This window comes from Dyadobacter sp. SG02 (assembly GCF_900109045.1).
In the GTDB taxonomy this organism is placed as follows: domain Bacteria; phylum Bacteroidota; class Bacteroidia; order Cytophagales; family Spirosomataceae; genus Dyadobacter.
Map to the genome: position 1 here is coordinate 703583 of NZ_FNYL01000001.1, position 25710 is coordinate 729292.

The following is a 25710-nucleotide window of genomic DNA, read 5'->3' on the forward strand; positions in this document are numbered from 1 at the left end:
TATCCGCTTTCTGATTGATTGCTTGGATGTAAGTCAATGTAAATAAGTTAATAAACGATTCTCTGGTGTTGTCGGACGGTGCCTACACACGAAGCAGCGCACCCGTCTCTGCGGCCCTTCTGGCCGGGATGTACGAAACAACCATAGTTATCATAACGACAATCACGCCCGTGTAGAGTATGTCTTCCCAAATTAATTTAACCGGGTATGCGTCTACCAGCGAGGTGGTCATACCCATCGAAACCAAACCGTAGCGCATTTGCAGCCAGCATATCACAATGCCGCCCAAAAGTCCCGCAATGGCGCCCGAAAATGCCACAATCGCACCCTCCGCCAAAAAGATCTTCCGGATGAGCGACTGCGTCGCCCCCATGGCGTACAGCATCGAAACATCGTTCTTCTTCTCGATCGCTAACATACTGAGTGAGAAAAAGATATTGATCGCGGCTACTAAAATAATCAGCGAAAGGGTGACTGCCACAAAAAGCTTTTCCATTTTTATTGCACGGAGCAGGTCCGCATTCAGCGAATCCCGGTCTTTCACTACAAAAGCCTTGCCCAGCTTCGCGCCGATTTCCTCACTTACGTCCGTTTCGCTAAAACCCGGCGCGGTGTAAACTTCCAGCGCCGAAAGTTCCCCGTTATAACCCATCAGGCCTTCCACCTGCTTCAACGGAGCGATAATGTAGTCGTCGTAGCGTGATTCAATCGAAAACACCCCGCCGGGGCGCAGATTAAGCTGATTGAATGCTTCGGGCGACGTCAGATTGAGCCTTTTGGAGCCGGTACGCGGGTATAGCAGTTCGAGCGGGGTGAAAATATCTTCCAGTGAGATCGATAATGCGTTCCGGATACCTTCCGCGATAATCGCATAGGGCGTGCCATTGTCGCCAACAAGCCTCACCGACCCTTCGATCATGGCGGCATCGAGTTGCTTCTGCTGCTCGAATGTACTATCGACACCTTTCAGCCGGATAATGGTTTGCTGGTTGCCGTACCGGGCCAGCGCATTGTCCTCGATCACCTTCGTCACCAGTTTCACGCCATTCACCGCCTTCAATTCGCTTATCAATGCAGGCGTCATTTTAAACCGCTTGCCTTCCGCAGGTACAATGCGCACGTCCGAATCGAAGGTTTTGAAAATCTTGCGGTTCAGGTCTTCCATGCCGTTGAACACCGACAATACCACTACCATAGCCATCGTCCCGACCGCTACGCCGGCCATAGCAATGCGTGCGATCAGACTGATGAAACTCCTTTTGTTACGCGAAAAAAAGTAGCGAACGGCAATCCGGTAGGAAATGTCCATGGGCTCGAACTTGAAATCAGTAGGTATCTTCCTCCTCGTCGGGCTGCGCAGGCGGGATCACAAGATCCGCGAACAACTGATCCATTTTGGCCGCATATTCGGCAGTGTCGTCGATATAAAATTGCAAATGCGGAACGATCCTCAATTGGTGACGGACGCGTTCGGCGAGCTTCTGGCGGATGAAACGGGTATTCTCCCGGATCGTTTCCAGTAGCATGGTTTTGTTTTTATCGGGCAGGAAGCTCAGGTATGCCCGGGCAATGCTCAGGTCGGGTGTTACGCGCACGGCGGTAATGGTCACAAACGAGCCGTGGGTTAGATGCTGCGCATCCTTCTGGAAAATCTCTCCCAGATCTTTCTGTATTTGCCTGCCTACTTTTTGTTGTCTTTTCGATTCCATAGTATGAACGTTAATCGGAGGGATTTGGCCGGTCCTGACCGCACATCCTGGTTCACCAGTTAGGACAATGTAAACCAACATCTCCTAAATCATTCCCTCTCTCCTTTCAATAAGTACAAATATCCATACTTATTTTGTTTTTGTAGAACCCGGCATTGTAATTTCGTGAAACTTATTCCCGTCAGATACCTAATCCACCAGCCGCTTGCTTAGTTTTTTTCGCGTAAATGCACGGTACCAGACCATCAGTTTGGTAGTATTCTTCCTGCTGCTCCGTCTCCCCTTTTTCCTGGGTGGCGCACCGTTGCTGATACCCGAGCTGAGCTGGATGCTCGTAGGCGAGCAAATGGGCCGCGGATTTATGCTTTACCGCGACGTATGGGATAATGTCAGCCCTTTTTCAGGCCTTACCTACTGGCTTATCGACAGCCTTTTCGGCCGGGCGCAATGGGTATACCAACTGGCGGCCATGGGCGTTTCGCTGGTGCAGATATTGTATTTCAATTACGTCATCCACTCCCGCGACGTTTTTCCCGAGCGCACCTTCCTACCCGGCGCGCTGTACGCGCTGTTTCTGAATATTTCATTCGATATGGGCACATTATCGCCCATGCTGCTCGCCAATACCTTCCTGCTTTTTGCATTCGGATCTATTGTTAAAATGCTCGTCAGAAGGGAAGTAACCACGCAGGTTTTCGAGCTGGGGCTTTACATTGGTATTGCCACGCTATTCTATCTACCGGCGTCATTGTTTATGGTATGGGCGTTTCTGGCGTTGCTGTTCTACACGGGTTCCAGTTTCAGGCATCATTTGCTGGGCCTGTTCGGGTCGATATTCCCGCTGCTGATGGTTGTGTTGTTTTTCTATCTCAACAATGGAATAGAAAGCCTGAACCGGAATCTGCTCACTTCGGTATTTCAGGTAAAACAATATAATCTCAACGACTTTTCGTCCCTGCTTGCGTCGCTATTACTGCCGCTGGGCTTCGGGATTATGGGTTTCATGAGGATTTTCACTACGCTGCGATTCGTAAACTACCAGACGCGGATTCAGCAGGTAATGGCGCTTTGGTTTATCGCCGCGGTGTTTACGATTCCGCTCATGCAATTTCTGGCCCCGATGCAGTTTGTGATATTCATTCCGCCTGCGGCATTCTTCGCCACGCATTACTTCCAGAGTTTCAAGAAGAACAGCTGGGCCGACGAATTGCAGTTCACGCTCATGGGCGCGATGATCGTTTTAATACAATATCAGGGATTGAGAGGGGTATTGCCCGGCATCGCCATGGGTAAGCTCGAAAACCTCCGTGCCAAGCCGGCGAGTTTACCGGAACAGATCCGCAACAAGCGCATTCTGGTTTTAGGACAAAATTCAGGAGAGTATATCAATAATTTCACTGCCACGCCCTACCTCAACTGGGAACTGGCCAGCTACGATTTGCAGAATCTCGACAATTTCGACAGCGTGATCCACGTCTACGACAACTTCCGCAAAGACCCGCCCGAATTTGTGATCGACAAGGTGAATATCATGCCGAAACTCCTGAACCGGGTTCCGGCATTGAAAAAGCAATATATCCAGAGCCCCTGGAAAGGTGTTTACCAAAAAGCCTATTAGCAGGAAATCTTGTCGACGCGTGTTTGGTGACGGCCGCCTTCGAATTCGGTACTTAAAAATGCTTCGAGGCTGGCCAATGCCGTTTCCAGCTCGATAAAGCGTACCGGAAAACAAATCACGTTCGCATCGTTGTGCTGGCGGGCCAAAGGTGCCAGCGGCAGGTCCCACACGAGTGCGGCGCGCACGCCCTGGTGCTTGTTCGCGGTAATGCATACGCCTTGCCCGCTCCCGCAGAGCAGCACGCCTTTTTCGAACTCCTTGCTTTCCACGCCGCTCGCCACCGGATGCGCAAAATCCGCATAATCCGCCGAGTCGGCACTGTATGTCCCGAAATCCCTGACTTCGAATCCGTTGGTGGTAAGCCAGTCGATAACCGGTTGCTTGTAGGGGAAACCTGCATGGTCGGAGCCGATAGCAATTTTTCTCATTACTTTTTTGTTAATTACAGTCCACCGTTCGTTAACGAAAGCGGACAGAGTGAAAAGTTTTTTATTATTGGTGTTAATGGTGCAAAGTTACCATTATACTGATCAACAACTCAATTGAATGCTAAATATGAGTGAAGAAGTAAAACCAACCAACGGAGAATTAGTGGACGTTTCTCTCCTCAACCCGGCGGTCCCGGAAGACGAGAAAAGGATCAAAGAGGCGTTTGAAGACCGCAACTGGAACGAAATCAAGAGTGCCGACTCATGGGTTGTATTCAAGGTAATGGCTGAATTCGTGGAAGGATTTGACAAACTGGCCAAAATCGGCCCGTGTGTTTCCATTTTCGGTTCTGCCCGTACTTTGCCCGACAATCCGCACTATAAAACTGCCGAAGATATTGCCGCGAAACTCGTACGCCATGGTTACGGCGTGATCACAGGCGGCGGGCCCGGTATCATGGAAGCCGGTAACAAAGGGGCATTCGAGCAAGGTGGTAAGTCCGTCGGGCTGAATATCAAACTGCCGTTCGAGCAGCATAGCAACCTCTACATAGACCACGACAAAAGCATCAACTTCGATTTTTTCTTCGTGCGGAAAGTGATGTTCGTCAAGTACTCGCAAGGCTTTATCGTAATGCCCGGCGGTTTCGGCACTCTCGACGAGCTTTTCGAGGCGATGACATTGATCCAGACCAAAAAAATCGGCCGGTTCCCGATCGTACTCGTCGGCTCCGCCTACTGGTCGGGCCTGATCGACTGGATCAAAGGCACCATGCTTACCGAGCACAATATTAACCCGGAAGACCTCAAACTGATCAGCCTCGTCGATACGCCGGATGAAGCCGTGAAAGTGATCGACATGTTCTATTCGAAATACCTGCTGAAACCCAATTTCTAGCATAGGAGTGATTCTACCGACAGGGCCATACCATCAGAACGACAGGTATGGCCCTGTTTTTTGTATCGTCGCCTCGTCCAGTACTTTGATATTCCGCAAATCTTCCAGCGAACGAAATGGCCCGTGCTGTGCGCGGTAATTGATCAATACCTGCATTTGCTGTCTGTTTCTCAAATAGGGATGCCTCGCAAGCTCCTCCGCAGTGCCTTCATTAATATTGATCTTTTTCACACTACTCATAACTTTTGCATACTTGTTCAATTCCGACAATGCCAGCGAATCCAGCCCGAATACTTGTTTAAACTGATCTGAGGAATAGAACCCTCCCAGCCCGTCACGAAACTTTAAAATACGCAGGGCCAGTTTAGTACCAATTCCTCGCAGCCGGATAAGCGCTGTTGTGTCGCATCGGTTAATATCAAATGGCTGAATGCCTCCTTTTACGGCCTGCCTGGTATCCGAATTGATTTTGAAAGAACTATTTTGCGCAAGTCCAAAAGCCGGTTTCGGATCAGGCATCACAATGTATTTCTCCAAACGTGCATACAAATCCTGCGGGAAATCGTAAATCTTCATCAAATCCTCCTTCTGCCGGAACCGTCCTCCCTTTTTCCTGAATTTCTCAATGCGCCGGGCTATAAATGCGGGGATACCGACTCCCATGAGCTCGCTTTCGGAAGCCATATTAGGATCAAAACGAACCAGTTTTATTGCCTTCGGCGCGGGCGTGTCGTACGCGGGAGATCGCTTCTTTTCCCGATAGCGGGAAGTCTGCTGTTTTTCCAACAGCAATGCAATGCTGTCCAGCACCTTTCGCTCGGGCGGCCGGCTGCCGGTTGGTACGAAAGGCAAAATCCACCGCCGGAAAACGAAGGGCGACCAAATAATCACTGCGCAGCAAAGCATCATCACCAGCGCACCGCGTGCTTCTTTCCGGGATATTCCGAAAAAGTCCTGTAAACCGTTTAAAATTTTCTGATACATACATCCGGGAATTAGTTTCCCTTTTTACGTAGCATCATACGTTTGGTAACAGGTTTTTAAACACAAATGAGCAGACGGTAAGCCGCTTGCTCATTTATGAATGCTAATAATGTATGTCTTACTGATTCACATAAACACCGCCTGCGCTCGCCGACAATGTTACCGGAATGCCACCGCCATTCATTTTGCCCTGAACACGGTCTTTTTCTGCCGAACCATCGAAGTTTTTGAGTGGGATCGACACCCTGTTACCTCTCAGGTTCAGGTCTACGCCTTTATCCAACGGCATGGTTACACGCACGCTGCCGGCGGATGTCGAAAGGTCTACATATTTACCGAGCGATTTCAGTTCCAATTCGATGCTGCCTGCACTGGTATTCGCACGCACGCTGCCGGAAACATCGGCCAACCGCACCGAACCGCCCGAGGTACCAGCGTCGAGCGAGCCGTCCACGCCTTCGCCGCGAATGCTTCCGCCGCTGGTGTGCGCCAGGATATCGCCGTTCAGTTTGTTCAGTTCAATGCTGCCGCCGGAAGTTTTCAGTTCGATTTTACCTTTCAACTCATTGGCTTTAATGCTTCCACCGCTGGTATGCAGGTTGATTTCCTTGCTGCAATGTGCCACATCGATGCTTCCGCCGGAAGTACGGCCATGGATTACACCGTCGAGGTCGTCGATTTTCAGGCTGCCGCCGCTTGTCTGGAAGTTTTGGGGGCCGGTGAGCGCGGCAATTTTAATACTCCCGCCGCTGGTTTTGAGGTTGGTAGCTACATTACGCGGGGCCGTCACTTTGAATGCGATGGAAATGCTCCGTTTTTCGTTCCATTGCAGGTTATTCTTTCTTTTGGCGGTCGCGATCACCTTGCCGCCTTCGGCTCCGATCAGGATGTCGTAATCTTCGAGGCGGTCTTCAATTTCTTCTTTCGTCAGATTTTTATTGCCGTTCCCGCCATTGCCGCGCACGTACATTTCCACTTTGAAACCGTCGGCTTGCCCACCCAGCACCGAGATAGAGCCTCCGGAAGTTTCTACTTGTAATTCTTTCAGGGATGAGCTGTTGAAGTTTTTAGTAACGTAAGGTTTGTCATCGTCGCCTTGCGCACACGCACTTACAAAACAAAGCGCGGACAGGACGAAAGTAAGTAGTTGTTTAATTTTCATGGGATTCTGTGATTTGTTTGATCAATGATGTAAAAGCTGGCACCCAGGTTGCATGCAGTAAATTTAAAAGTTACAACCCGGTATAGTTTTTGCTACATTAGAATCAAAATCAGTACCAATCATGAAAACATATCGCGTAAAAGCCGTCCGGGAATCAGAAGAACAACTGGTGTTGGAAATCCTGCAAAATCTTCAAAGAAAAGGGACTATTGTATTTGAAGAAGAGCAGGTTGATCCGAATACAACACGCTCTAAAGCAACTACACCTGCCACAGAGGAGCAGGTGCAGGAGATTATTGATGAAGCGGAGTTAATGCCTTATTATACCGAGCAGGAGGCTAAGAATATCCTTCATTTGTAGTGATTATTTCTTGTGGATTTCGATGACCTTGATTTCATCGTATGTTGCCGTGCGGCCCCATCCGCATTGCACGGTGCTTTTTGCGCCTGTCAGGCTGTATTTTAAATGCACGGGCGTAAAGCTGTAATATTCTTCGATTTTGCCCAGCTCGTTTTCTATTTTTGAAACCGATGCTTTGCTAGGCAACAGGAAAAGGGAGGAATCCTTCCCGGTAACGGCGAAATGCCACGAGCAACCATCGGTCGCGAGCATGTTGGTCCAGGTTGCATCTGCTTCGTACACCTGTTCGTTGATATCGTTACTTTCATCGTGGCAGCTAACCCAGGCCAGCAAACCGAATAAAACAATCAGGACTTTCATGGTTTTAGGGGTTTAAATATGACGGTTAGACACACCCTTTTTCGGATTAGTTGGAAGCCAGGTTACAATTCCGCCTTTTTAAGAAATCGGGCAAACCATTTCCCCGACTCCTTCACCGTCCGCTCCTGCGTTTTAAAATCCACAAACACCAGGCCAAAGCGCGCTGAGTACCCGTGTGCCCATTCAAAATTATCCAGCAGCGTCCACGCAAAATAACCGGTAATATTGACGCCTTCGTTTCTAGCCCTTAGAACGGCTTCGAGGTAGGCGTGGTAATAGGCCTGCCGGCCCTGATCGTCCACTTTCCCGTCTTTTGGTTTGTCCTTGAATGCCGCGCCGTTTTCGGTAATGACCAGCTCACGAACGCCCTTGTACCGCTGAAATTGCTTCAATATCTCGTACATCCCGGTAGGACTTATTTCCCATCCCAAACCCGTCGTCGGGACGTTCCTGAGCGTCGCGGGCACTTCTTTCAGCCACATGACCGGCGCCAGGTACGAATGCTGCACCACCACGCTGAAATAGTTTTGCAACCCCCAGAAATCAAAATCGAATTTCAGCCTTTCGCGGTCGCCCTCGCGCATGAACCGTTTGATATTCGACAAAAAAGGAAATGCATCTTTGGGATACCCCAGTCCCAATGCAGGTTCGATGAAAAGCCGGTTCATCAATGCATCCGCACGACGGGCCGCACGAATATCCGCCGCACTCTGGCTATTGGGCACCACATATGAGCAGGAAATAGCATTACCAATGCGTGCATCAGGCAACAAATGCCGTAATACCCGCCCGCCTTCCGCCTGGCTGAGTGCCAGGTGATGCACTACCGGCAGAAAGTTATGAATACCCGCATTCCCCGGCGCGTGTTCCCCGGTGGTGTAGCCGAGCCCCGCCACCGCCATCGGCTCGTTCAGCACGATCCAATGCTTAACCCGGTCGCCGAATGCTTTGGCGCATACCGCCGTATATTCGGCGAACCATTCCACAATACGCCTGTTCTTCCAGCCGCCCGACTTCTCCAATACCTGCGGCAGGTCCCAGTGATACAGCGTAATCCACGGCTCGATATCCAGCGCAATGCATTGGTCTATCAACCGGTTGTAGTAATCGATCCCCGCCTGGTTCACGCGCCCGTGGCCGTCGGGCAATATCCGCGACCAGGAAATGGAAAACCGGAATTGCTCGAAACCCAGCTCCTTCACCAGTTCAAGGTCCTGCTCGTACCGATGGTAGAAATCACAGGCATGCCGCGCATGATCGCCATTTCGGATCTTGCCTTTTTTTCTGGCAAAAACATCCCAGACACAGTCCGTACGGCCATCCTCATGCACTGCGCCTTCAATCTGGTAGGCAGCCGTAGCCACGCCCCATTTGAAATCATTTCCAAAATCCTCCCGCGACAAAGGGCTTTCCGTCGCCGGCTTATACCCCGATTCCTTTATATGTTGGTCAATCACTGTTGTCAAGGCCCGTGCCGGTTACATTTCAGGCACGAAAGTTAAAACTAATATGTAAACAAAAGCCCTTCGTCCGGAAAGTGCGGACGAAGGGCTTTCAAAATTGCGGGTCTTTTAGTGCGCTTACCTTACTACGAGGATTTTGCGCATCAGCGGACCGTTGTTAACTTTCACGTAGTAAGTTCCCTGCGATAGTTTCGTGAGGTCTACTTCGTTAGACGAATCCGGTGTAGCGTTCAACACCAATGCACCTGTCTGAGCGTAAACCTTCACATTGGTTACCTGCTGGTTGCTGGTCACTTTGATACGGTCCACAGTCGGGTTTGGATAAACATTCAGTTGCTCCTGGCCGTCGAAATTCAGGCTCTTGATCGCACTGTACGCGAATGTTTCGTCCAAATCCACCATTTTCAGTCGGTAAAGGTTCACTGCGAATGGATTAGTGTGGGTATAGGTGTAAGTTTCGAGTTCTTTGCTTTCACCTTTCGCTTCAACCTGTGTAAGCGCTGTCCAGTTTTTACCGTCCTGGCTGTGTTGTACTTCGAAGTAAGCCGAGTTGGTTTCAGAAGTGGTAGCCCAGGCCAGTTGCGCTACGGCACCTTCTTTTTTCGCAGAGAATGCGGAGAGTGTTACAGGCAATGGAGGACCTGAGAAAGTAAGACATGCATTGTCTACCAGAAGGTCGTTTCCGTTCGACGACAGCAACACACGTACATATTTAGATCCAGGGGTAACAGTTCCCGTCAATGTGAATTTTTGAAGGCCCCATGTTCCGCTGTTAAGTGCTTTCGTAACGTCTTGTGTAACCTGACCCAGTTCAACCTGTGCTTCGCTCAGGAACACGAGCTGGATTTTCTGGCTGTTCGAGCTGCTGTACGCCGCATAAATATCCAGGGCAACCTGGTTTCCGGTGGTAGTCTGCAATTCAACATCCTGCCAGAATTTGCCTGCGCCGCTCAATTTGGCACCGTTCACACCGCAAACCGCGTAAGTTGGTTCCACAGTCAGCGTACCGGTTACCGACCAGTTGGCAGTTCCGCTTTCGAAGCTTGGGTTTTGCAACGTGTTACCGTTACATGACTGGCAAGTCACCGGCTGCGTTACAGTTGTACAGATCGCGTCTACTTTGAAATAGTTGCCCGACGAGTTAACCGAGAAACGAGCTTTAACAGCTCCCGCAGGGGCAGTTCCCGAAATCGAGTATTGTTTGAGTTTGTTCCCGCTACCTACGGCGAAGTTCATATCCACAACCGCTTCATTGGTATTGATCTTGTTTCCCGCACCGTCGTAGAAGGTAATTTTAAATGTATGGTTATAACCTGTGTCGTGTGTACCACCGTATGCTGTTATATCCACTTTCGCACCTGCAACTACATTAATGTCCTGCCAGATAGATCCTGAACCGTTGAGCAAACCATTTTTGCTGCCGCACATTTCATACGCATCGTCGGTAGAGAAGCTCAAACCGCTGGTTTTCGACCAATCGCTCAGGTTGCTGTTTTCGAAACTTGCATTTTTGATATATTGGTTGTTGTTAACGCAATCACAGTCAACCGGGGTTGCAGGAGGCGTAACCTTCATACATGCCGCGTCCACTTTGAAATAATTACCGCTTGAATAAAGCAGGAAGCGAACTTTTGCAGTGTTGGCCGGTGCCGTTGCCGACATCGTGTACTGTTGCAACTGATTTCCGCTGCCTACTTCGAAATTCATCGACTTCACAACCGCGTCGCCGATCGTATTACCACTTGAATTCAAAAAGATCAGCTTGAACTGGTGTGTCTGGTCGTTGTCGTGCGTACCACCATATACGCTGAGGTTAATTGTGCTTCCGGCCGCGACAGCCACATCCTGCCAAACCGAACCTGCGCCGGTGATCAGACCGTTGTAACTACCGCACATGTTATATGCACCGTCCTTACTGAAGTTGGTACCCGAAGATCTTTGCCACACGTTAGGGTCGATGGTCTGTTCGAAGCTGGCGTTGACCAGAACGTTGTTGTCACAACCACAGCTGGTTGTGGCATTGGCCTGGGAGGCGAAGCCCAGGCTCAATAGTAAAAGGCTTAAGAGGAACGTAAAATTTTTCATAACGTATTTGATTTGTAATTGATTAGCTGCACTGGCTTGTCAACAAAATGTACGTTACAAAGGTAAAAATTAGATGTTCCAAAAATAGCACTTTTTTTATATTACAAGGCCGCAATAATTATGTTTATGTTTAATTTTAAACTATTTCTAAATCAATTTTGGTAAATACTTCTACAAAAAGAAAGTCAAATAATTAACGTTTTAAGCGGATTTTTATCGAAAACTATTCTATTTTGACTCCAAAGTGGTTGCACAATACTCTAAAATTAGTAATATAACTTTTTCAATATACTACAAAGAAAACCTCCTCGCTCCGGGAGCCTGACGGTTACAACGAAACAGAATTAAATTTTGTCGCTAGCCATTGCAAACGGTTTTTATACAGACACCACAGTATCATATACGTTCACCCCAAAATCATCGTTTAGTCGCAATGATGACGGGTCAACAAGTAAAACTTCTACACTATCAAATCACAAACGGGCCGTTTTTGGGGACTAAATGCTTATTTAGACTAACTAACGGCATTGGTAGAATATGCCTTTATCTGTGGAGAACAATGAGTTTTCACTGAAGAATTTCGACAAAACTTTTTTTCGTAAAAAAACCGGCTTCTACAAGATTCCTATCGACTGCGAATAAAATGCAATCATTTTATTACTGTATTACAGCATTTTAGCTACATTCTATTCGGAATTATAGACCCTGCACTCCAAATAAACTTAGATGAAAGATTAATAATACAATACAAAATACCGCAGAACCAGCACTTCGGCAGAATAAAGCGTGAGACAAACCAGCAGGGCTCCAAATAAATCTCGAGTTATTTTTACAACCGAAATCAAACCTGAAATTGGATTCTAGGCTATTTTTAGTTGCATTTCGGGCATATAAAACACCGAACGAAGCTCTTGAAGCCCTTTTCGAATGCGCGATTTCACTGTTCCGAGCGGCATTGAAAGCCTTTCCGCCGCCTCTTCATGGGTGTATCCCTGAAAATAAACCAGCTCGATCGGTATGCGGCGTTCGGGCAAAAGGCGCGCGACCCAGCTTTTCACATCCATTTCATAGACAATATGATTCCACCCATCAGCCGGCTCCTGCTCCATTTCGGCGATCAGATCCAGGCAAATCACCTTTTTCTCAGTTTTCGCCTCGGCACGAAGCATGTCTATCGCGTGGTTTCGGGAAATGTTCAGCATCCAGGTGAAAAGTGTGCCTCTTTCAGGAGAATACGATCCGATATTACGCCAGATTTTCAGGAAACTTTCCTGTAATACGTCCGCAGCCCGCTCCTCATCCTTTACAATTTTCAGGATCACACCGAACAGCGCGGCCGAATAATGGTCGTACAAGTATTCGAAAGCGCTCTGACTATTGGCTTTGAGCTTCGTTACAAGCTCTGCTTCCCGGTATCGGATATCGTTCCTGCCCATTGTCTTCTTTGTTGTAAATTCACACCGCCAGCCGTTTGGGGTTTAGCGCTTCCCTTAATATTTCCGTTCCAGTACGCGTTTCAGGATAACCTGTGTATTTTAAGCGCAAATTGGGGCGAACGGCTTGAAAACCAGGTTTCCGGGAAGCCGTGGTTCACAAGCCCCGGCCCGCATTATTCATCTGAAAACCTTGAAGTTATGTTAAAAAAATACTTTGCAATGGTCGCGCTCGCATGGTTTGCCATTTCCTGCGGCTCGCGCGAGAAAACCGCTACCCGCAACGACCGCCTCGACAGTATTGCCCGCGAATACGTCAACCTCGGGCTATCCATCGGCCAGTTTGACGGCGATTTCGTAGATGCATATTACGGCCCCGACTCGCTCAGGCCTGCGAAAGCCGATACGTTGCAATTCCCGAAAGATGCATTCCTGCGAAAGGCAGCCGCGCTGAAAACAGCGCTTACCGCATTCAAGACAGGCACCGGCCAGGACACGCTCGCCCGCCGCGCCCAGTGGCTGACTGCCCAGCTCACGGCATTTGAAAGACGGATACACCTCTTCTCCGGCACCGTCGTCCCATTCGATTCCGAATCCAAAGACCTGTTCGACGCCGTGGCGCCGACGCACGACGAGAAGCATTTTCAGGACCTCATCGCAAAGCTCGACCGCCTGCTGCCCGGCAAAGGGCCTATTCCCGAACGCTATCAAAAGCTTGCAAGCCATTTCCTGATCCCTCAAAACAAGATTGACACCGTTTTCAGAACGGCCATCGCGGAGGCGCGGAAGCGTACATTGGCGCATTACGTGCTGCCCGCAGGCGAGGATTTCAAGCTCGAATACGTACACGACAAGCCGTGGTCGGGCTACAACTGGTACAAAGGCAACTACAAAAGCGTGATCCAGATCAATGTAAGCCAGCCTATTTACATCGAGCGGGCCATCGATCTGGCGTGCCACGAGGGCTATCCCGGGCATCATGTATATAATGCATTGCTGGAAAAGAACCTTTTCCGGGATAAAGGCTGGACTGAGATTTCGCTCTACCCGTTGTTCAGCCCGCAATCGCTGATTGCCGAAGGCAGCGCCAACTATGGCATTTCCATGGCTTTTCCCGGCAACGAGCAAAGGGAATTCTGCAAGAATGTATTGATTCCCCTGGCCGGACTGGACACCGCGATGACCGACGCGTATTTCGAGGCGCTGACAATCCGGTCGGCATTGAACTACGCCCGCAACGAGGTAGCCCGCGGCCTGCTCGACCGCGGCATGAGCGACCAGGAAGCCCAACGCTGGCTGACCGACTACTGCCTGCTGCCGGAAAAAGGCGCGTCGGATTACCTGCGGTTTATAAGAAAGTACCGTAGCTACGTCATCAACTACAATTACGGACAGGATATCATCAAAAATTACATCGAGTCGCAGGGAGGAACGGCGGCAGAACCCGACAAAAGATGGAAACTTTTTGAAGTTTTGCTGAGCAATGAAAACGAGGCAGGCGACCTTTTGAAGAAGTAAAATGCGCTATATTTAACTTCTTTCAGCAATTCCCCTGACCAATCTTGAAAAATTTTAATTTAATCGGCAGAAAGAGCAGATTTCACGTTTTCCAAGCCGCTTCATTGCTTGCCGCCATAGCCGGCACGAACACTATTGATGCCCTGGCACAAGCACTTCCGACACCGAAAAGTTACACCTGTTATCGCAGCGAAAAGGGCATTACAATCGATGGAAAACTGGATGAGCGTTCCTGGAAGAAAGCCGCCTGGACCTCATCGTTTGTCGATATAGAAGGCGATAAAAAGCCGCTGCCATTGCAGGAGACGCGCGCGAAGATGCTTTGGGACGACGAATATCTCTACATCGCCGCGCAGATCGAGGAAGAGCATATCTGGGCGTATCAGGACAAAAAAGACCAGATTGTGTACCTGGAAAACGATTTTGAGGTGTTTATCGACCCGGATGGCGATACCGAAAACTATTATGAACTGGAAATCAACGCGATCAACAACACATTCGACTTGTTCCTGCCCAAGACCTACCGCAAAGGCGGCAAGGCGCAACTAAAATGGGATATCAAAGGCCTGAAATCGGCGGTATCCGTGTACGGTACAGTCAACAACGCAAAGGACAAGGACAAACGCTGGGTTGTGGAAATCGCTATTCCGTTTTCGTCGTTATCAACCGAAAACGTGAAACCGCTCATTCCGGCCGACGGTTCGGAGTGGCGCATCAACTTCTCGCGGGTGAACTGGCAGCATGAGGTAGGCGAGGACGGCCGCTACAAGCGCAAACGAAATGCCGAAACCGGAAAGATCGTCCCGGAATATAATTGGGTATGGTCACCACAGGGCATCATCAATATGCATTACCCCGAATACTGGGGAAAACTGATTTTTAGCGGAGAAAAATCAGGGAACGCAAAGTAACATCAAAACCCGGCAGGCCGAAACCTGCCGGGTTTTGGTTATCAGTGCCCTTCGCTCGACTCGAAGCCAAGGATAGCCAGTCGGTACGGTGTGGCCGAGACCTTCATCTTGCTGATTTTGGCCAAATTACCGGTGCTTACCACGAGCAATTCGCCACTTTTCGGCTGGGTAATATATATGTAGCGCGACGTCGCTTCCAGCTGCGGCTTCTGGGTTTCGTCTTTGGCCGTAGCGCTTGTTACCGAACCGTTTATTTTCAATGCATTGGTTTTCAAATCGTAGATCCGCAGCTCACCGCTATGCAGCAATACCACGAGATTGTTCCCCGCGAAATCCACCTTCGCCTGCATAATGTCCGTGCTCGCAAGAACCGGCGTTACCGATTTGGCAGCGACGTCGATCACGTAGACACCTTTTGCAGCGGTGTAGCCCAGAAACTTACCGGCCCCTTTCGCTTCCAGGATGGAACCGAACCATGCCTCACCGAAATCGGCGGGATGCGGGATGAGCTGCTGATTACCCGTCGGTTCGACAGCCAGGATACCGCTGGAAGACCCGAAAAGCGAAATGCTGCCGTTGGTCGCATTGCCATGGATGCCTTTGGTTTGGATGGTCGAAGCAAAAAGTGTTTTCCCGGAATCGTCGATGACCTTCACACGCTCGGGTAATGTACCCGCAACCGACCCGTCTTTCTCTGTAATGGCATAAGTACCATTGTCGAACTTCGTCATGGCGCCATGGTGTGCGACGTTGCCGGCATTGATATGCGTCATTTTGCTGCCCACCGCGTGAAAATCGGCTTCTTTGGCAATGCTGAGGGTACCATCGCCGTCGTTGAAAGTGATGATCTCATCGCCTTTGCTCTTGAAATGCGTAGGCTTGTTCCCATCGCCGGTTAATGCGCCGAACTTTGGCGTTCCTTTCACATCCACGTGGTCGCCGTGGCCTTCGAAGCCGGTATCGAACAGCTGTACAAAGTTGTTGGCCCCATTCACAATAGCCCCGAAACGCCCGCCTTGCGTGCCATAAAGCGTCGATTTGGCATATTGCGCCTCAAACTTCTCCGCCGTCAGCTTCACCGGATCTACCAACGACAGTTCCTTCGAAACCTCGTCGTTCACCACTATCCGGATGAACTTGTACTCCGTTTCCTCCACGGGTGTTACCTTGTCTTTTTCCTTGTCGTCGCAAGCCACGAGCAACGCGCCGAATGCCATTGAGAATACTACTTTGAATAAATGCTTTTTCATAAAAAAATCTTTACATGCAACAATGATGCAAATGTAGTTTCAGAAAAACCACAAATGCAACATTGTTGCATATAAAGATTAAAAAAGAATTAAAACAGTCCCTGGGCTCCCCTATCAGGCTATCGCCTCACGCAACAGGTTCCTGCTTTCCTTTTTCACAAAAGTGATCGGCACAAACTCGTCATTGGGCGCACCGATGTAGTAGACGGTCCATTCCGGATCGTGGTGCGACAGCATTTCGCTGATACAATCGGCACGGTGCGCTACCGGGTTGGTACAATCTTCCCAGTAAAACAGCTCGACCCGATAGAACAGGTTCTGCTTGATTCCGTTGATCGTTACCTCAACTTTAATCTCCTGCTTACCTTGAAGCGGCGGGATAGGGATGGCAATGTGGCTCATGGGATTATGTAGTTAAAATTCAATTTACTCCGCTCTAAGACTTTTAACGGGATTCATCAACGCCGCCTTGATACTCTGGAAACTGATCGTGAACAAAGCGACGAACACGGCCAGCGCGCCGGCGAGGAGGAACATCCACCATTCGATATCGATGCGGTAGGCGAAGTCGTTCAGCCAGCTTTTTACGGCCCACCAGGCGATGGGGGTGGCAATCAGGATCGCGACGAGCACGAGTTTGAGAAAATCGCGCGACAGCAATGCTACGATCCCCGCCACCGAAGCGCCCATTACCTTTCTGACGCCGATCTCCTTGATCCGCCTCTCCGCCGAATACGAAGCCAGGCCGAACAGTCCGAGGCATGAGACGAAAATGGCCAACCCCGCGAGTATGCCTACAATCTCGCTCACCTGGCTGTCGGCCCGGTACATTTCGTTGAAATGCTCGTCCAGGAATGAATAAGTAAATGGTTGATCCGGTACCAGCTTGTTCCAGGCCGACTGAATCGCCGCGAGCGCTTGCTGGGCATTTTCCCCCTTGATACGGACCGACATTTCGGAGTACGTCCAATCCTTCTGGTTGAATATGCAAAGCGTTTCAATTTTGTGGTGCAGCGAATTGAAGTTAAAATCCTCCGACACGCCCACGATCGTAGAAAGTGAGTCCATCCCCGAGAAACCGAACCGCTTGCCGATCAGCGTTTCCATGGTCAGCGTCGGCTCGTCCTTTAATAGCTCTTTTGCCAGTGATTCGTTGATAATGTAGGTCTTGGCATTATCCCCGGCGCTATGGGTGAAATTGCGGCCGGCGATCAACTTAATTTTGTACAAAGACAAGTAATCGGGATCAACAATCACTTGCGACGAAGTAAGTTCCCGTCTTGCATGCGTGCCCTGGAACGCCACGCCTGTCTGGTGCAGGTTGTTACCCAACCGCTGCTGCGAACCGGTAACCGCCTCGATGAACGAGCTCGTCAGCAATTCCTGTTTCAATGCATCATACTTCCTGTCCGACGTCGAGTTGAGTGGCACGATTACCACCTGTTCCCTGTCAAAACCGGGATCTTTATTCACCATATAATGGAGCTGCTTCACCACGAAACCTGTGGCGATGATCAGGAACACGGCGCTCGTAAATTGAGCGATCACCAATGCATTCCGGAAATTGCTTTTCCCGGCGCGGATGGTGCCCTTCAAAACCTTCACGGGTTCGAAAGCCGACAGGAATGCGGCCGGGTACAATCCCGAAAACAGTCCCACGAGTATGGTTCCCAGCAAAATGACAAGTATTAAACCCGGGCTCTGAAATATCGAAAATTCGAGCCGTCGCTGACTGAAATCGGCCACTGAGGGCATTACCAACTTCACAATAGCCACTGCCAATATCAGGGCAAACAACGCCAGCAACACCGATTCACCCATAAACTGTCCCGCCAGCTGAAAGCGCTGCGCACCAATCGACTTGCGTATCCCTACCTCCTTCGCCCGGCCGGTTGAGCGCGCGGTAGAGAGGTTCATAAAATTCACACAGGCGATAATGAGCACAATGGCCGCTATGACGGAGAAAACGTAGGTATACCGCTTATCGAATTTCTGGTAATTGACATAATCGTGGGTGATATCCACCGATTGCGCATGCACGTCGGCCAGCGGCTGCAAAAACAGCTCGTAAAACTTCCAGCCCCCTTCTTTCATGTGTTTTTTGAGGAAAGCGGGGAATTTCTTTTCCGTTTTGGCAATATCGGTTCCGGGCGCGAGTTCCAGGTAAGTCACCAGCCAGTTCCCACCCCAGTTTTTCATAAAATCGGGTTTTGCGATGGTATTGAAGGAAACAAGGGCATCGAATTGCAAATGGGAGTTCGCAGGTGCATCCTCCATGATACCCGTCACTTTCAGTGTGAGCGTGTCCTCGCCAAAATGGTTGACAAACTTGCCTATCGGATCAGCATTGCCAAAGATGTTCTTCGCGCTTTTCTCTGTCAGGACCACGCTGTTCGGCTCTTTTAAAACCCTCGCCTTTTCGCCTTTCAGAAGCGGATATTCAAAAAGCTGAAAAAAATTGGAATCGGTCAAATAGACCTGCGAAAGATCGATCCTTTGATCGTGATAATGCATCGCCAGCTTTCCGGCTGTATTGATTCTGACAAACTGCCGGATTTCGGGAAACTCTTCTTCCAATGTAGGCCCCATCGGGAACATCGAGAGCGCCACTTTCTGCGGTGCTACCATTCCTTCGAACTTCTGCACCTCGTCGAGACGGTAAATGTTTTTGGTATGAATGCCGTCGAAGCTGCGCTCGTAGAAGACAAACAGCATGATCACAATGCAGGCCGCCATACTCACGGCCAGGCCCACGATATTGATAGCTGAAAAAATCTTGTTCTTCCAGATGTTCCGGAGGGCAATTTTGAGGTAGTTTTTGAGCATGCTGCTGCGCTGGATAGGGTTGAAAATACCCGGCAACAAATTTATGCCAGCTCAAATAATAGACTAATAATCAGTATTTTAACACAATAAAAAGCAGAAAAACTGTCCGAATTCGGACAATCTTGTTCACCGATGGACAACGCCGGAAAATGTGTCGGGCCAGCATATTACCAGTCCTTCCGTATACCGATATACCCGCCGGTCCTTCTGGTTAAAACATCACCCTGATCGGTCGCTAGTCGGGCGATAATGCTGGCATTTTTGAAACCCGGCACCGCATATTGTGCCCCTAAAACAGATGACAACTGTCCTCGCGGCGGGTCGAAGTCGGCCCCGGGCGTTCCGAAATTTCTGCTGTAAGAGAGCCTTAATGTAAGCGCCAGCGACCGGCCGATTTTCCCCTGCGCGCCCAGGTAATACACGTTCACGCGGTTGTTCGGGAAATACCTGGGATTAACGAGTTTCGACTGGTCCATGTCTTTCCCTGGAATAATAAACGGCGTGCCCAACGTGCGCCCCTGGTACGACCACCCCTCGAAATACTGGGTATGGTTGAAATAGTTGTCCGCACCCTGGTATTTGCTTCCCGGAATGTAAAATTCGGAGCCCGACTGGTCTTTGGTACTGAGGAATTCCAATGTGAGGTGCGTGAGCGCGAAACCATTCCCCGTGCTTCCGGGCAAAAGTTTCAGGTTAATGCCGTAGAGCCCGTCCGGAATGTTCTTGAAAAGCATGCTCGAAACATCTTCGAATGGATGCTGATGGTATACAAAAAGGCGGTAATGATCGAGTTTTGTCTCAAAAGCAATGTCATAGCTGCCCAAATGGTTGCCGACGCGGTAGCTGTCGAATGCTCCGTAGCCATTTTTCTCGAACCAGTTTTTGGAAGTAAATGCCAGCACCACATTCGGGTAAATGGACCAGGAAGATGGCAGTTCACCATTCACCGCAAGCTCGGGATGCGATTTCAGGTATTCCGAATGCCCCGCCCACATGACATTGTGGTTGAGCCCGGCGTAGAACTTAGAATTATGTTTACCAAACCGCAGGTAAAGGAACTTCTGGTGCAGCCGCACGCCCTGAATGTAATCGGTATTGAACCAGCCATGTGCAAATCCCGCATGCACGGCCAGGAAGTTCCGGGTGAATTTCAGCGGCACGAAACCCACCGTCCCGATCTGCAATTTCGGCACAGGCAGCGAATTCCCCGATACCGAATAGAAGCCCGACGACAAGGTGGTGTCCCCCAGCCCCATCACCTCCTTCCTGCGCCCTACCCACAGCTCCACGCGCTTGTACCGCACGCTCGCATGCGCCTCCGGCAGCACAAATTCAAACTTGTTTGCTTTGTTATACCACCCGACCGGGCTTACTCCCGCACTCCAGTCGAAATTCCGGGGCCTATTGGTAAGGCTATCGTAAAAAAGGTAGTTCCTGCGCGCCGTCGCTTGTATTACGCCCGCCGTAGCGCGATCAGGTACCGCCCCGAACTGGTTGGTCCGCAACCAGAATGGCGTCTCCCCGTTGGAAGATATATATGCTCCCGCCTCGACACCCGCCTCAAAGTTGGACACAAGCATACTTTTCTGGGCAAAAAGCGGCCCGGAAATGATTGCAAAAACCGCAATTACACTGAAAATAAAGGTTCTACACAAGGATTCCGCTCGGTAAAGATTTCCCTTGCAAGATAAATAGGCGCGGGGGAATATTTGTTACCCGGAAATGAATTGTGTGGCAGCGGCGATCACTCCGCCCTCAAACTCTTCACCGGATTAATCAACGCCGCGCGAATGGCCTGGAAACTGACCGTCAGCAATGTGATCCCAAGCGCCCCGAGGCCCGTACCGGCGAATATCCACCAGGAAATCTCCGTCCGGTAGGAATAGGCTTTCAGCCAGCCGCTCATGAAATACCAGGCAATGGGACCTGAAATAACGCAGGCGATGATCACCAACATTACGAAGTCGGTGGAAAGCAGTTTCCACAGGTTGGCGACGGACGCGCCCAATACCTTCCTGATCCCGATTTCCTTGGTACGCTGTTCAGCGACAAAAGACGCCAGCCCGAAGAGACCCAGGCACGAAATGAAGATCGCCAGCACCGTGAAGAAAGACGCGAGCTTACCGATACGCTCCTCGTCGGCGAACTTTTTCGAGAAGCGCTCATCCACAAACTGATACATGAACGGGCTGTTCGGGTCGTATTTCCTGAAAACGGCACCCACGTTTTCCAGCGCGTCGCTCATCCCGGCCGAAGCTGACAGCCGGATATTGATCATATTCGTATTCCGGTAATTGACAACATAGAAAGCCGGGCTCACGTCACTGAACGGCGATTCCCGGATCATATCTTTCGTTACACCGATCAGCCGGTATTCCTTACCTCCCCAATTCAGCACGGTTTCAAGCGGCTTTTTAAGGTCCATCAGTTCCAATGCGGATTCGTTGATGATCATGGCCGAAGAATCGGTCGCATATTCACGCGAAAAATCGCGGCCCTGAACCATTTCCCAGCCCACTGTTTTTCCAAAATCGTGTGAAATGCTGTTGGACATCAGTAAAGGGATCGCGTCCGGAGCCTTGCCTGGCCATGAAAGATTGGTAACTCCCCCGTATTGCGCCGTCACCGATCCCGTCGATTGCGAATAGCCGCTTACGACACCGGTATTCATCAGATCGTTTTTCAGGGCACTATAATGTCCGTACAAAGCCGGCGATGCCATATCCACCTCGATCAGCCCTTGTTTGCTATATCCTACCGGGCGGTTTTTCGCATGCTGGATCTGCCGGAAAACGACCACGGTACCGATGATCAGCGTCACAGAAACCGTAAACTGCGTTACAACCAGTATTTTCCGGGGTAATGTAGCAAAACGGCCGGCCTTGAATGTTCCTTTAAGCACTTTCAATGGCTGGAAAGACGATAGGTACAGGGCGGGATAGCTTCCGGCAATGGTGGCGGTGAGCAGGCTAAAAACGATTCCGACGATCCAGAACAGCGGGTTGGCCAAGGGTAATGTGATCTTTTTCTCCGCCACTTCGTTGAAAGCAGGCAATGCAAGCCCGGCCAGTACCAGCGAGAGGACAAATGCAATCAATACCACCAGTACCGATTCACTAAAAAACTGGCTCACCAGCTGCGCGCGCACCGACCCGATCGCCTTGCGGATACCGACTTCTTTCGCGCGTTTCTCGGAGCGCGCCGTGCTCAGGTTCATGAAATTGATACACGCCAGCAAAAGCACGAAAATGCCGATCGTTCCGAAAAGCCATACAAAAGTGATCAGTCCGCCCACGTTCGCACCATTTTCGAAATCGGAATACAGGTGCCAGCGTGCCATCGGGTGCAGGAAAAACTCGGGTTTATAGCCCGGCGGATTTTCCCGTTTCATGCGCGAGTCTTTGATCTTGGCCGAAGCCCTCGCGAAATCCGCATCTTCGCGAAGTTGTACATAGACCTGGTAGGAATTTTCGTCCCAATTCGTTTCCGCGTCTCTCAGCGATTTATTCGCCGCTACGAACAAATCCCACGGCGCGAGCACCTGAATATCTTTGAATGTGCTGTTCAGAGGAAGATCTTCAAATACCCCGACCACTTTCACGTCGCGGTCGCTATTTAGCCTGACGACCCTGTTAACCGGATTTGCACCGCCGAAAAGTGCCCGGGCAAATGATTCGGAAAGCAGTATCGAATTGACATCCTTCAAATTATCGCTTCCCGACACCATTTGGATCGACATCATTCTGGTAAATGAAGGTTGTACATACCGCCCGGTTTTTGAGAACATTTTGTCCCCGTTTGAAATGGTCATATCTCGGAAAGCCGATTTACTCACCGCCTCGAAATCGGGGTATTTCTCCTTCATCTCCACCGCCAACGGTAACGGCACCACATCGTACGCCGACTTCTCCGGTCCGAACTGCACGAATTGCCAAACCTGTCCGATGCGCCCATGGTTCTTATGGTAGTGATTGAATGACACCTCGTCATAAATCCAGAGCCCGATCAGCACCGCCACAGCCATGCCCACCGAAAGCCCGCCAATATTAATGGCCGAATACCCCTTGCTTTTCAGCAGGTTCCTGAATGCGATTTTGAAGTAGTTGCGTATCATACGTGATGCTTTTTTTGACCGCCGACCGTTGACCGCCGACCGCAGGTTTCTTTATTTTAATACTTAATCCAAAATCATGATGGTCCATGGGCAATCGTCCATGGTCAGGCCAAAGCCCCACCCATAGTCGGTAGGCCGTCAAATCACTCCGTCCTCAAACTCTTCACCGGATTCATCAACGCCGCCCTGATACTCTGGAAACTGATCGTCGCGAGGGTGACGAGCACTGCGGATACACCCGCGCCCAGGAACACGAACGGGCTGATATTGATATGATAATTGTAATTGCCCAGCCACTTTTGGAGGAAATAATAGGCCAGTGGCGACGCGATGGCGCAACTGATGAGCACCAGCAGCACAAAGTCCCGCGAAAGCAGCAGCCAGAGCTGTGACACCGAAGCACCCAGCACCTTACGTACGCCGATTTCCTTCGTGCGCCGCTCGGCCATGAACGAAGCCAAACCAAAGAGTCCGAGGCAGCTGATGAGGATCGCCAGCGCGGCAAAAATACCGGCCAACTGGCCTATCTGCGCCTCGCTGCGAAATTTTTGGTCGTATTCGTCGTCCACAAAACGGTATTCGAACGGGTACGAGGGGTTATATTTCTCGATCACCGGCTGGATCGCGGTGAGGGCTTTCTTCAAATCGGCCCCGCTTTTGAACCGTATCAGTCCCTGAAAAGTGAAATCGGGTTGCATCAGCATTACAGCCGGCTGTACTTCGTCGTACGGGTTTTGCTGGATCACGTTTTTCGTCACGCCTATCACCGTCAAATCCGCGTCACCAAACCTCACATGGCTCCCTACCGGGTTTTTAAATCCCATCAGCTTCACCGAAGCCTCATTGAGCACGATCGCATTACTGTCGGAAAGTACCTTTTCGGCAAAGAACCTGCCGTCTTTCAGTTTCAGGCCCGCCGCTTTGAAATAGGCCGGGTCCACCATCAACGCCGTAAACAATGGCTGGCTCTGCGGGTCTTTGCCAGGCCATGAAAACCCTTCCCACTGATTGTAAACGCCCGTCATCGGGCTCGACGTTCTGCTCACGGCTTCGACGTAGCCCGTCCCCATCAGTTCGGTTTTCATAGGGAAGAAGTTCTTTTGCAGATCGCTGGAAAGGCTTAGCCAGATCAGCTTTTCGGGATTGTAGCCCATCGGCCGACTCTTGGCATGCTGAATTTGCTGAAAAACGATTACCGTACCAATGATCAGCGCGATCGAGAATGTAAACTGGGTGACGACCAATATCTTCCGGGGCAAATTGGCGGCTTTACCCACCTGGAATGTCCCTTTCAGGACTTTCACCGGCACGAATCCCGACAAATACAATGCCGGATAACTGCCCGCCAGCAAACCCGTGACAATGCAGCCGGCGAAAGCCACACCCAGCAATGAAATATCATTTAAACTAAATGTAATATGCTCAAAACCAACATTTTTAAGGTATGGCAATGAAAATTCCACCATCAACAACGCGATCACAAAGCCCAGCAATGCCGTCAGCATCGACTCGGTGAGGAACTGCGCAATCAGTTGCTTCCGCTGCGAACCTACGGCCTTGCGGATACCTACCTCCCGCGCCCGCTTCTCCGAGCGCGCGGTACTGAGGTTCATAAAGTTAATGCAGGCGATCAGCAGCACGAGTACGCCTATCACCGCGAATAGCCGCACATATTCGATCGCTCCGCCGGTATTGACCCAATCCTTGAACTCGCCGAACAAATGCCATTTCGGCATCGGGTGTACAAAAAGCAGGCTTTCCTCTTTGTCTTTCATCTTTTGCCGCACCAGGTTGGCAATGCGGGCTGAAAACGCCTCTGCTGTAACGCCCTCGTGCAGTTGCACGTAGGTTTGAAGGAAATTGTTACCCCACTCGTCCAATGCGCCACGCACGAAATCGGAGGTGGCGATATTCAGCTCATAGGGCATCAGGTAATCGAATTGGAACGACGAATTCTTTGGAATATCCTTTAATATCCCTGTTACCATCACTTCAAACTGGTTATCGACCCTGATTACCTTCCCCATCGGCTCCGCACTGCCGAACATTGCCTTCGCCAGCGTTTCGGTCAGCACAATGGAATGCGGCTCTTTCAAAACCTGATCCGCCCTGCCCTTGACGAGCGGGAATGTAAACATTTTCAGAAAGTCGGGATCGGCGTAATAACCCTGCCTGCTCAATTTCTGGTCACCCGCTACGAGGCTATGCTTATCGCCCCAATCCACCCGGGTCACATACTTCGCTTCCGAGAAATTCGTACGCAGCTCTGCCGCCAGCGGGAGCATAATGCCATCCTGCGTGCCCTTGTGGTTATTAAAATGTGTTTTTTTCTTGACCCTGACGATATTCGCCCGGTTTTCATGAAAATTATCAAAGCTCCACTCATACCGCACCCAAAGGCCGATCAGCAGTGCCACCGCCATCCCCATCGCCAACCCCAGGATGTTGATCGAAGCATATCCTTTGTTTTTCAAAAGGTTACGGAAAGCGATTTTTAAGTAGTTGCCTAACATGTTCGTTGCTTTTTTGGCCGCCGACCATAAACCGTCAACCGCCGGGTTTTTATTTATTATACTTAACTCAAAACCAC

At 50.2% G+C, this 25710-nt stretch carries 20 protein-coding genes; 5 read left to right on the forward strand and 15 right to left on the reverse strand.

The window, feature by feature from the left end; translation table 11 throughout:
• Positions 1–82 precede the first annotated feature (82 nt).
• Positions 83–1309, reverse strand: coding sequence for an FtsX-like permease family protein (locus BMW93_RS02970; RefSeq protein ID WP_090373680.1), 1227 nt, complete (start codon positions 1307–1309; stop codon positions 83–85).
• Positions 1310–1325: 16 nt separating this feature from the next.
• Entirely contained in the window at positions 1326–1709 is a 384-nt protein-coding gene (gene rbfA / locus BMW93_RS02975) for a 30S ribosome-binding factor RbfA (RefSeq protein WP_015814318.1), read from the reverse strand.
• Between the two features lie 205 nt (positions 1710–1914).
• On the opposite strand from rbfA, the gene BMW93_RS02980 reads away from it, so the two are divergent.
• Positions 1915–3327: a hypothetical protein gene (locus tag BMW93_RS02980; protein ID WP_090373681.1), complete on the forward strand. Its 1413-nt coding sequence runs from the start codon at positions 1915–1917 to the stop codon at positions 3325–3327.
• Here the strand turns inward: BMW93_RS02980 and rpiB are convergent.
• The gene (gene rpiB / locus BMW93_RS02985) at positions 3324–3755 is read right to left on the reverse strand and encodes a ribose 5-phosphate isomerase B (RefSeq protein ID WP_090373682.1); all 432 of its coding nucleotides are present in this window, start codon (positions 3753–3755) and stop codon (positions 3324–3326) included. The two genes, BMW93_RS02980 and rpiB, sit on opposite strands and share 4 nt — an antisense overlap.
• A gap of 127 nt (positions 3756–3882) precedes the next feature.
• On the opposite strand from rpiB, the gene BMW93_RS02990 reads away from it, so the two are divergent.
• A complete protein-coding gene (locus tag BMW93_RS02990) occupies positions 3883–4653 on the forward strand; it encodes a TIGR00730 family Rossman fold protein (protein WP_090373683.1) in 771 nt (256 codons plus the stop codon).
• A gap of 33 nt (positions 4654–4686) precedes the next feature.
• Here BMW93_RS02990 and BMW93_RS02995 read toward each other — a convergent pair whose 3' ends face one another.
• Both BMW93_RS02995 and BMW93_RS03000 read right to left on the reverse strand, forming a co-directional pair.
• Positions 4687–5637 (reverse strand): ComEA family DNA-binding protein, encoded by a 951-nt coding sequence (locus tag BMW93_RS02995; protein WP_090373684.1) that lies wholly within the window; start codon positions 5635–5637, stop codon positions 4687–4689.
• Positions 5638–5755: 118 nt separating this feature from the next.
• The gene (locus tag BMW93_RS03000; protein WP_090373685.1) at positions 5756–6799 is read right to left on the reverse strand and encodes a DUF4097 family beta strand repeat-containing protein; all 1044 of its coding nucleotides are present in this window, start codon (positions 6797–6799) and stop codon (positions 5756–5758) included.
• A gap of 121 nt (positions 6800–6920) precedes the next feature.
• Here BMW93_RS03000 and BMW93_RS03005 point away from each other — a divergent pair, with 121 nt between their 5' ends.
• Positions 6921–7160 carry a hypothetical protein gene (locus BMW93_RS03005; RefSeq protein WP_090373686.1) on the forward strand — a complete coding sequence of 80 codons (240 nt, stop codon included), beginning with the start codon at positions 6921–6923 and terminating at the stop codon, positions 7158–7160.
• A 3-nt stretch (positions 7161–7163) separates the two neighbouring features.
• Here BMW93_RS03005 and BMW93_RS03010 read toward each other — a convergent pair whose 3' ends face one another.
• The 4 genes from BMW93_RS03010 to BMW93_RS03025 form a co-directional block, all read right to left on the reverse strand.
• Positions 7164–7520, reverse strand: a complete 357-nt coding sequence (locus BMW93_RS03010) for a hypothetical protein (protein WP_090373687.1) — start codon at positions 7518–7520, stop codon at positions 7164–7166.
• Positions 7521–7582: 62 nt separating this feature from the next.
• Positions 7583–8986, reverse strand: coding sequence for a GH1 family beta-glucosidase (locus tag BMW93_RS03015; protein WP_090373688.1), 1404 nt, complete (start codon positions 8984–8986; stop codon positions 7583–7585).
• A gap of 114 nt (positions 8987–9100) precedes the next feature.
• Complete coding sequence (locus BMW93_RS03020; RefSeq protein ID WP_090373689.1) at positions 9101–11068, reverse strand: T9SS type A sorting domain-containing protein; 1968 nt, start codon at positions 11066–11068, stop codon at positions 9101–9103.
• An 860-nt stretch (positions 11069–11928) separates the two neighbouring features.
• On the reverse strand, positions 11929–12504 hold the full coding sequence (locus tag BMW93_RS03025; protein WP_090373690.1) for an RNA polymerase sigma factor: 576 nt from the start codon (positions 12502–12504) through the stop codon (positions 11929–11931).
• Between the two features lie 198 nt (positions 12505–12702).
• On the opposite strand from BMW93_RS03025, the gene BMW93_RS03030 reads away from it, so the two are divergent.
• Together BMW93_RS03030 and BMW93_RS03035 are read left to right on the forward strand one after the other, a co-directional pair.
• The gene (locus tag BMW93_RS03030) at positions 12703–14019 is read left to right on the forward strand and encodes a hypothetical protein (RefSeq protein WP_090373691.1); all 1317 of its coding nucleotides are present in this window, start codon (positions 12703–12705) and stop codon (positions 14017–14019) included.
• 44 nt (positions 14020–14063) lie between these two features.
• Positions 14064–14930, forward strand: a complete 867-nt coding sequence (locus tag BMW93_RS03035; RefSeq protein WP_090373692.1) for a carbohydrate-binding family 9-like protein — start codon at positions 14064–14066, stop codon at positions 14928–14930.
• 41 nt (positions 14931–14971) lie between these two features.
• Here the strand turns inward: BMW93_RS03035 and BMW93_RS03040 are convergent, their stop codons facing one another.
• The 6 genes from BMW93_RS03040 to BMW93_RS03065 all read right to left on the reverse strand — a co-directional run bounded on the left by BMW93_RS03040 (position 14972) and on the right by BMW93_RS03065 (position 25633).
• Positions 14972–16180 carry a hypothetical protein gene (locus BMW93_RS03040; protein WP_090373693.1) on the reverse strand — a complete coding sequence of 403 codons (1209 nt, stop codon included), beginning with the start codon at positions 16178–16180 and terminating at the stop codon, positions 14972–14974.
• Positions 16181–16294: 114 nt separating this feature from the next.
• Positions 16295–16582 (reverse strand): hypothetical protein, encoded by a 288-nt coding sequence (locus BMW93_RS03045; RefSeq protein ID WP_090151229.1) that lies wholly within the window; start codon positions 16580–16582, stop codon positions 16295–16297.
• Positions 16583–16606: 24 nt separating this feature from the next.
• A complete protein-coding gene (locus BMW93_RS03050; RefSeq protein WP_090373880.1) occupies positions 16607–19006 on the reverse strand; it encodes an ABC transporter permease in 2400 nt (799 codons plus the stop codon).
• Positions 19007–19173: 167 nt separating this feature from the next.
• Positions 19174–20586, reverse strand: a complete 1413-nt coding sequence (locus BMW93_RS03055) for a capsule assembly Wzi family protein (protein ID WP_090373881.1) — start codon at positions 20584–20586, stop codon at positions 19174–19176.
• 164 nt (positions 20587–20750) lie between these two features.
• A complete protein-coding gene (locus BMW93_RS03060) occupies positions 20751–23120 on the reverse strand; it encodes an ABC transporter permease (protein WP_090373694.1) in 2370 nt (789 codons plus the stop codon).
• A 143-nt stretch (positions 23121–23263) separates the two neighbouring features.
• Entirely contained in the window at positions 23264–25633 is a 2370-nt protein-coding gene (locus tag BMW93_RS03065) for an ABC transporter permease (protein ID WP_090373695.1), read from the reverse strand.
• Positions 25634–25710 lie beyond the last annotated feature (77 nt).

Coding starts and splice junctions, on each gene's coding strand:
- BMW93_RS02970 (WP_090373680.1), bottom strand. CDS start 1,309: ATGGACATTTCCTACCGGATTGCCGTTCGCTACTTTTTTTCGCGTAAC.
- rbfA (WP_015814318.1), bottom strand. CDS start 1,709: ATGGAATCGAAAAGACAACAAAAAGTAGGCAGGCAAATACAGAAAGAT.
- rpiB (WP_090373682.1), bottom strand. CDS start 3,755: ATGAGAAAAATTGCTATCGGCTCCGACCATGCAGGTTTCCCCTACAAG.
- BMW93_RS02990 (WP_090373683.1), top strand. CDS start 3,883: ATGAGTGAAGAAGTAAAACCAACCAACGGAGAATTAGTGGACGTTTCT.
- BMW93_RS02995 (WP_090373684.1), bottom strand. CDS start 5,637: ATGTATCAGAAAATTTTAAACGGTTTACAGGACTTTTTCGGAATATCC.
- BMW93_RS03000 (WP_090373685.1), bottom strand. CDS start 6,799: ATGAAAATTAAACAACTACTTACTTTCGTCCTGTCCGCGCTTTGTTTT.
- BMW93_RS03005 (WP_090373686.1), top strand. CDS start 6,921: ATGAAAACATATCGCGTAAAAGCCGTCCGGGAATCAGAAGAACAACTG.
- BMW93_RS03010 (WP_090373687.1), bottom strand. CDS start 7,520: ATGAAAGTCCTGATTGTTTTATTCGGTTTGCTGGCCTGGGTTAGCTGC.
- BMW93_RS03020 (WP_090373689.1), bottom strand. CDS start 11,068: ATGAAAAATTTTACGTTCCTCTTAAGCCTTTTACTATTGAGCCTGGGC.
- BMW93_RS03025 (WP_090373690.1), bottom strand. CDS start 12,504: ATGGGCAGGAACGATATCCGATACCGGGAAGCAGAGCTTGTAACGAAG.
- BMW93_RS03030 (WP_090373691.1), top strand. CDS start 12,703: ATGTTAAAAAAATACTTTGCAATGGTCGCGCTCGCATGGTTTGCCATT.
- BMW93_RS03040 (WP_090373693.1), bottom strand. CDS start 16,180: ATGAAAAAGCATTTATTCAAAGTAGTATTCTCAATGGCATTCGGCGCG.
- BMW93_RS03045 (WP_090151229.1), bottom strand. CDS start 16,582: ATGAGCCACATTGCCATCCCTATCCCGCCGCTTCAAGGTAAGCAGGAG.
- BMW93_RS03050 (WP_090373880.1), bottom strand. CDS start 19,006: ATGCTCAAAAACTACCTCAAAATTGCCCTCCGGAACATCTGGAAGAAC.
- BMW93_RS03055 (WP_090373881.1), bottom strand. CDS start 20,586: ATGCTTGTGTCCAACTTTGAGGCGGGTGTCGAGGCGGGAGCATATATA.
- BMW93_RS03060 (WP_090373694.1), bottom strand. CDS start 23,120: ATGATACGCAACTACTTCAAAATCGCATTCAGGAACCTGCTGAAAAGC.
- BMW93_RS03065 (WP_090373695.1), bottom strand. CDS start 25,633: ATGTTAGGCAACTACTTAAAAATCGCTTTCCGTAACCTTTTGAAAAAC.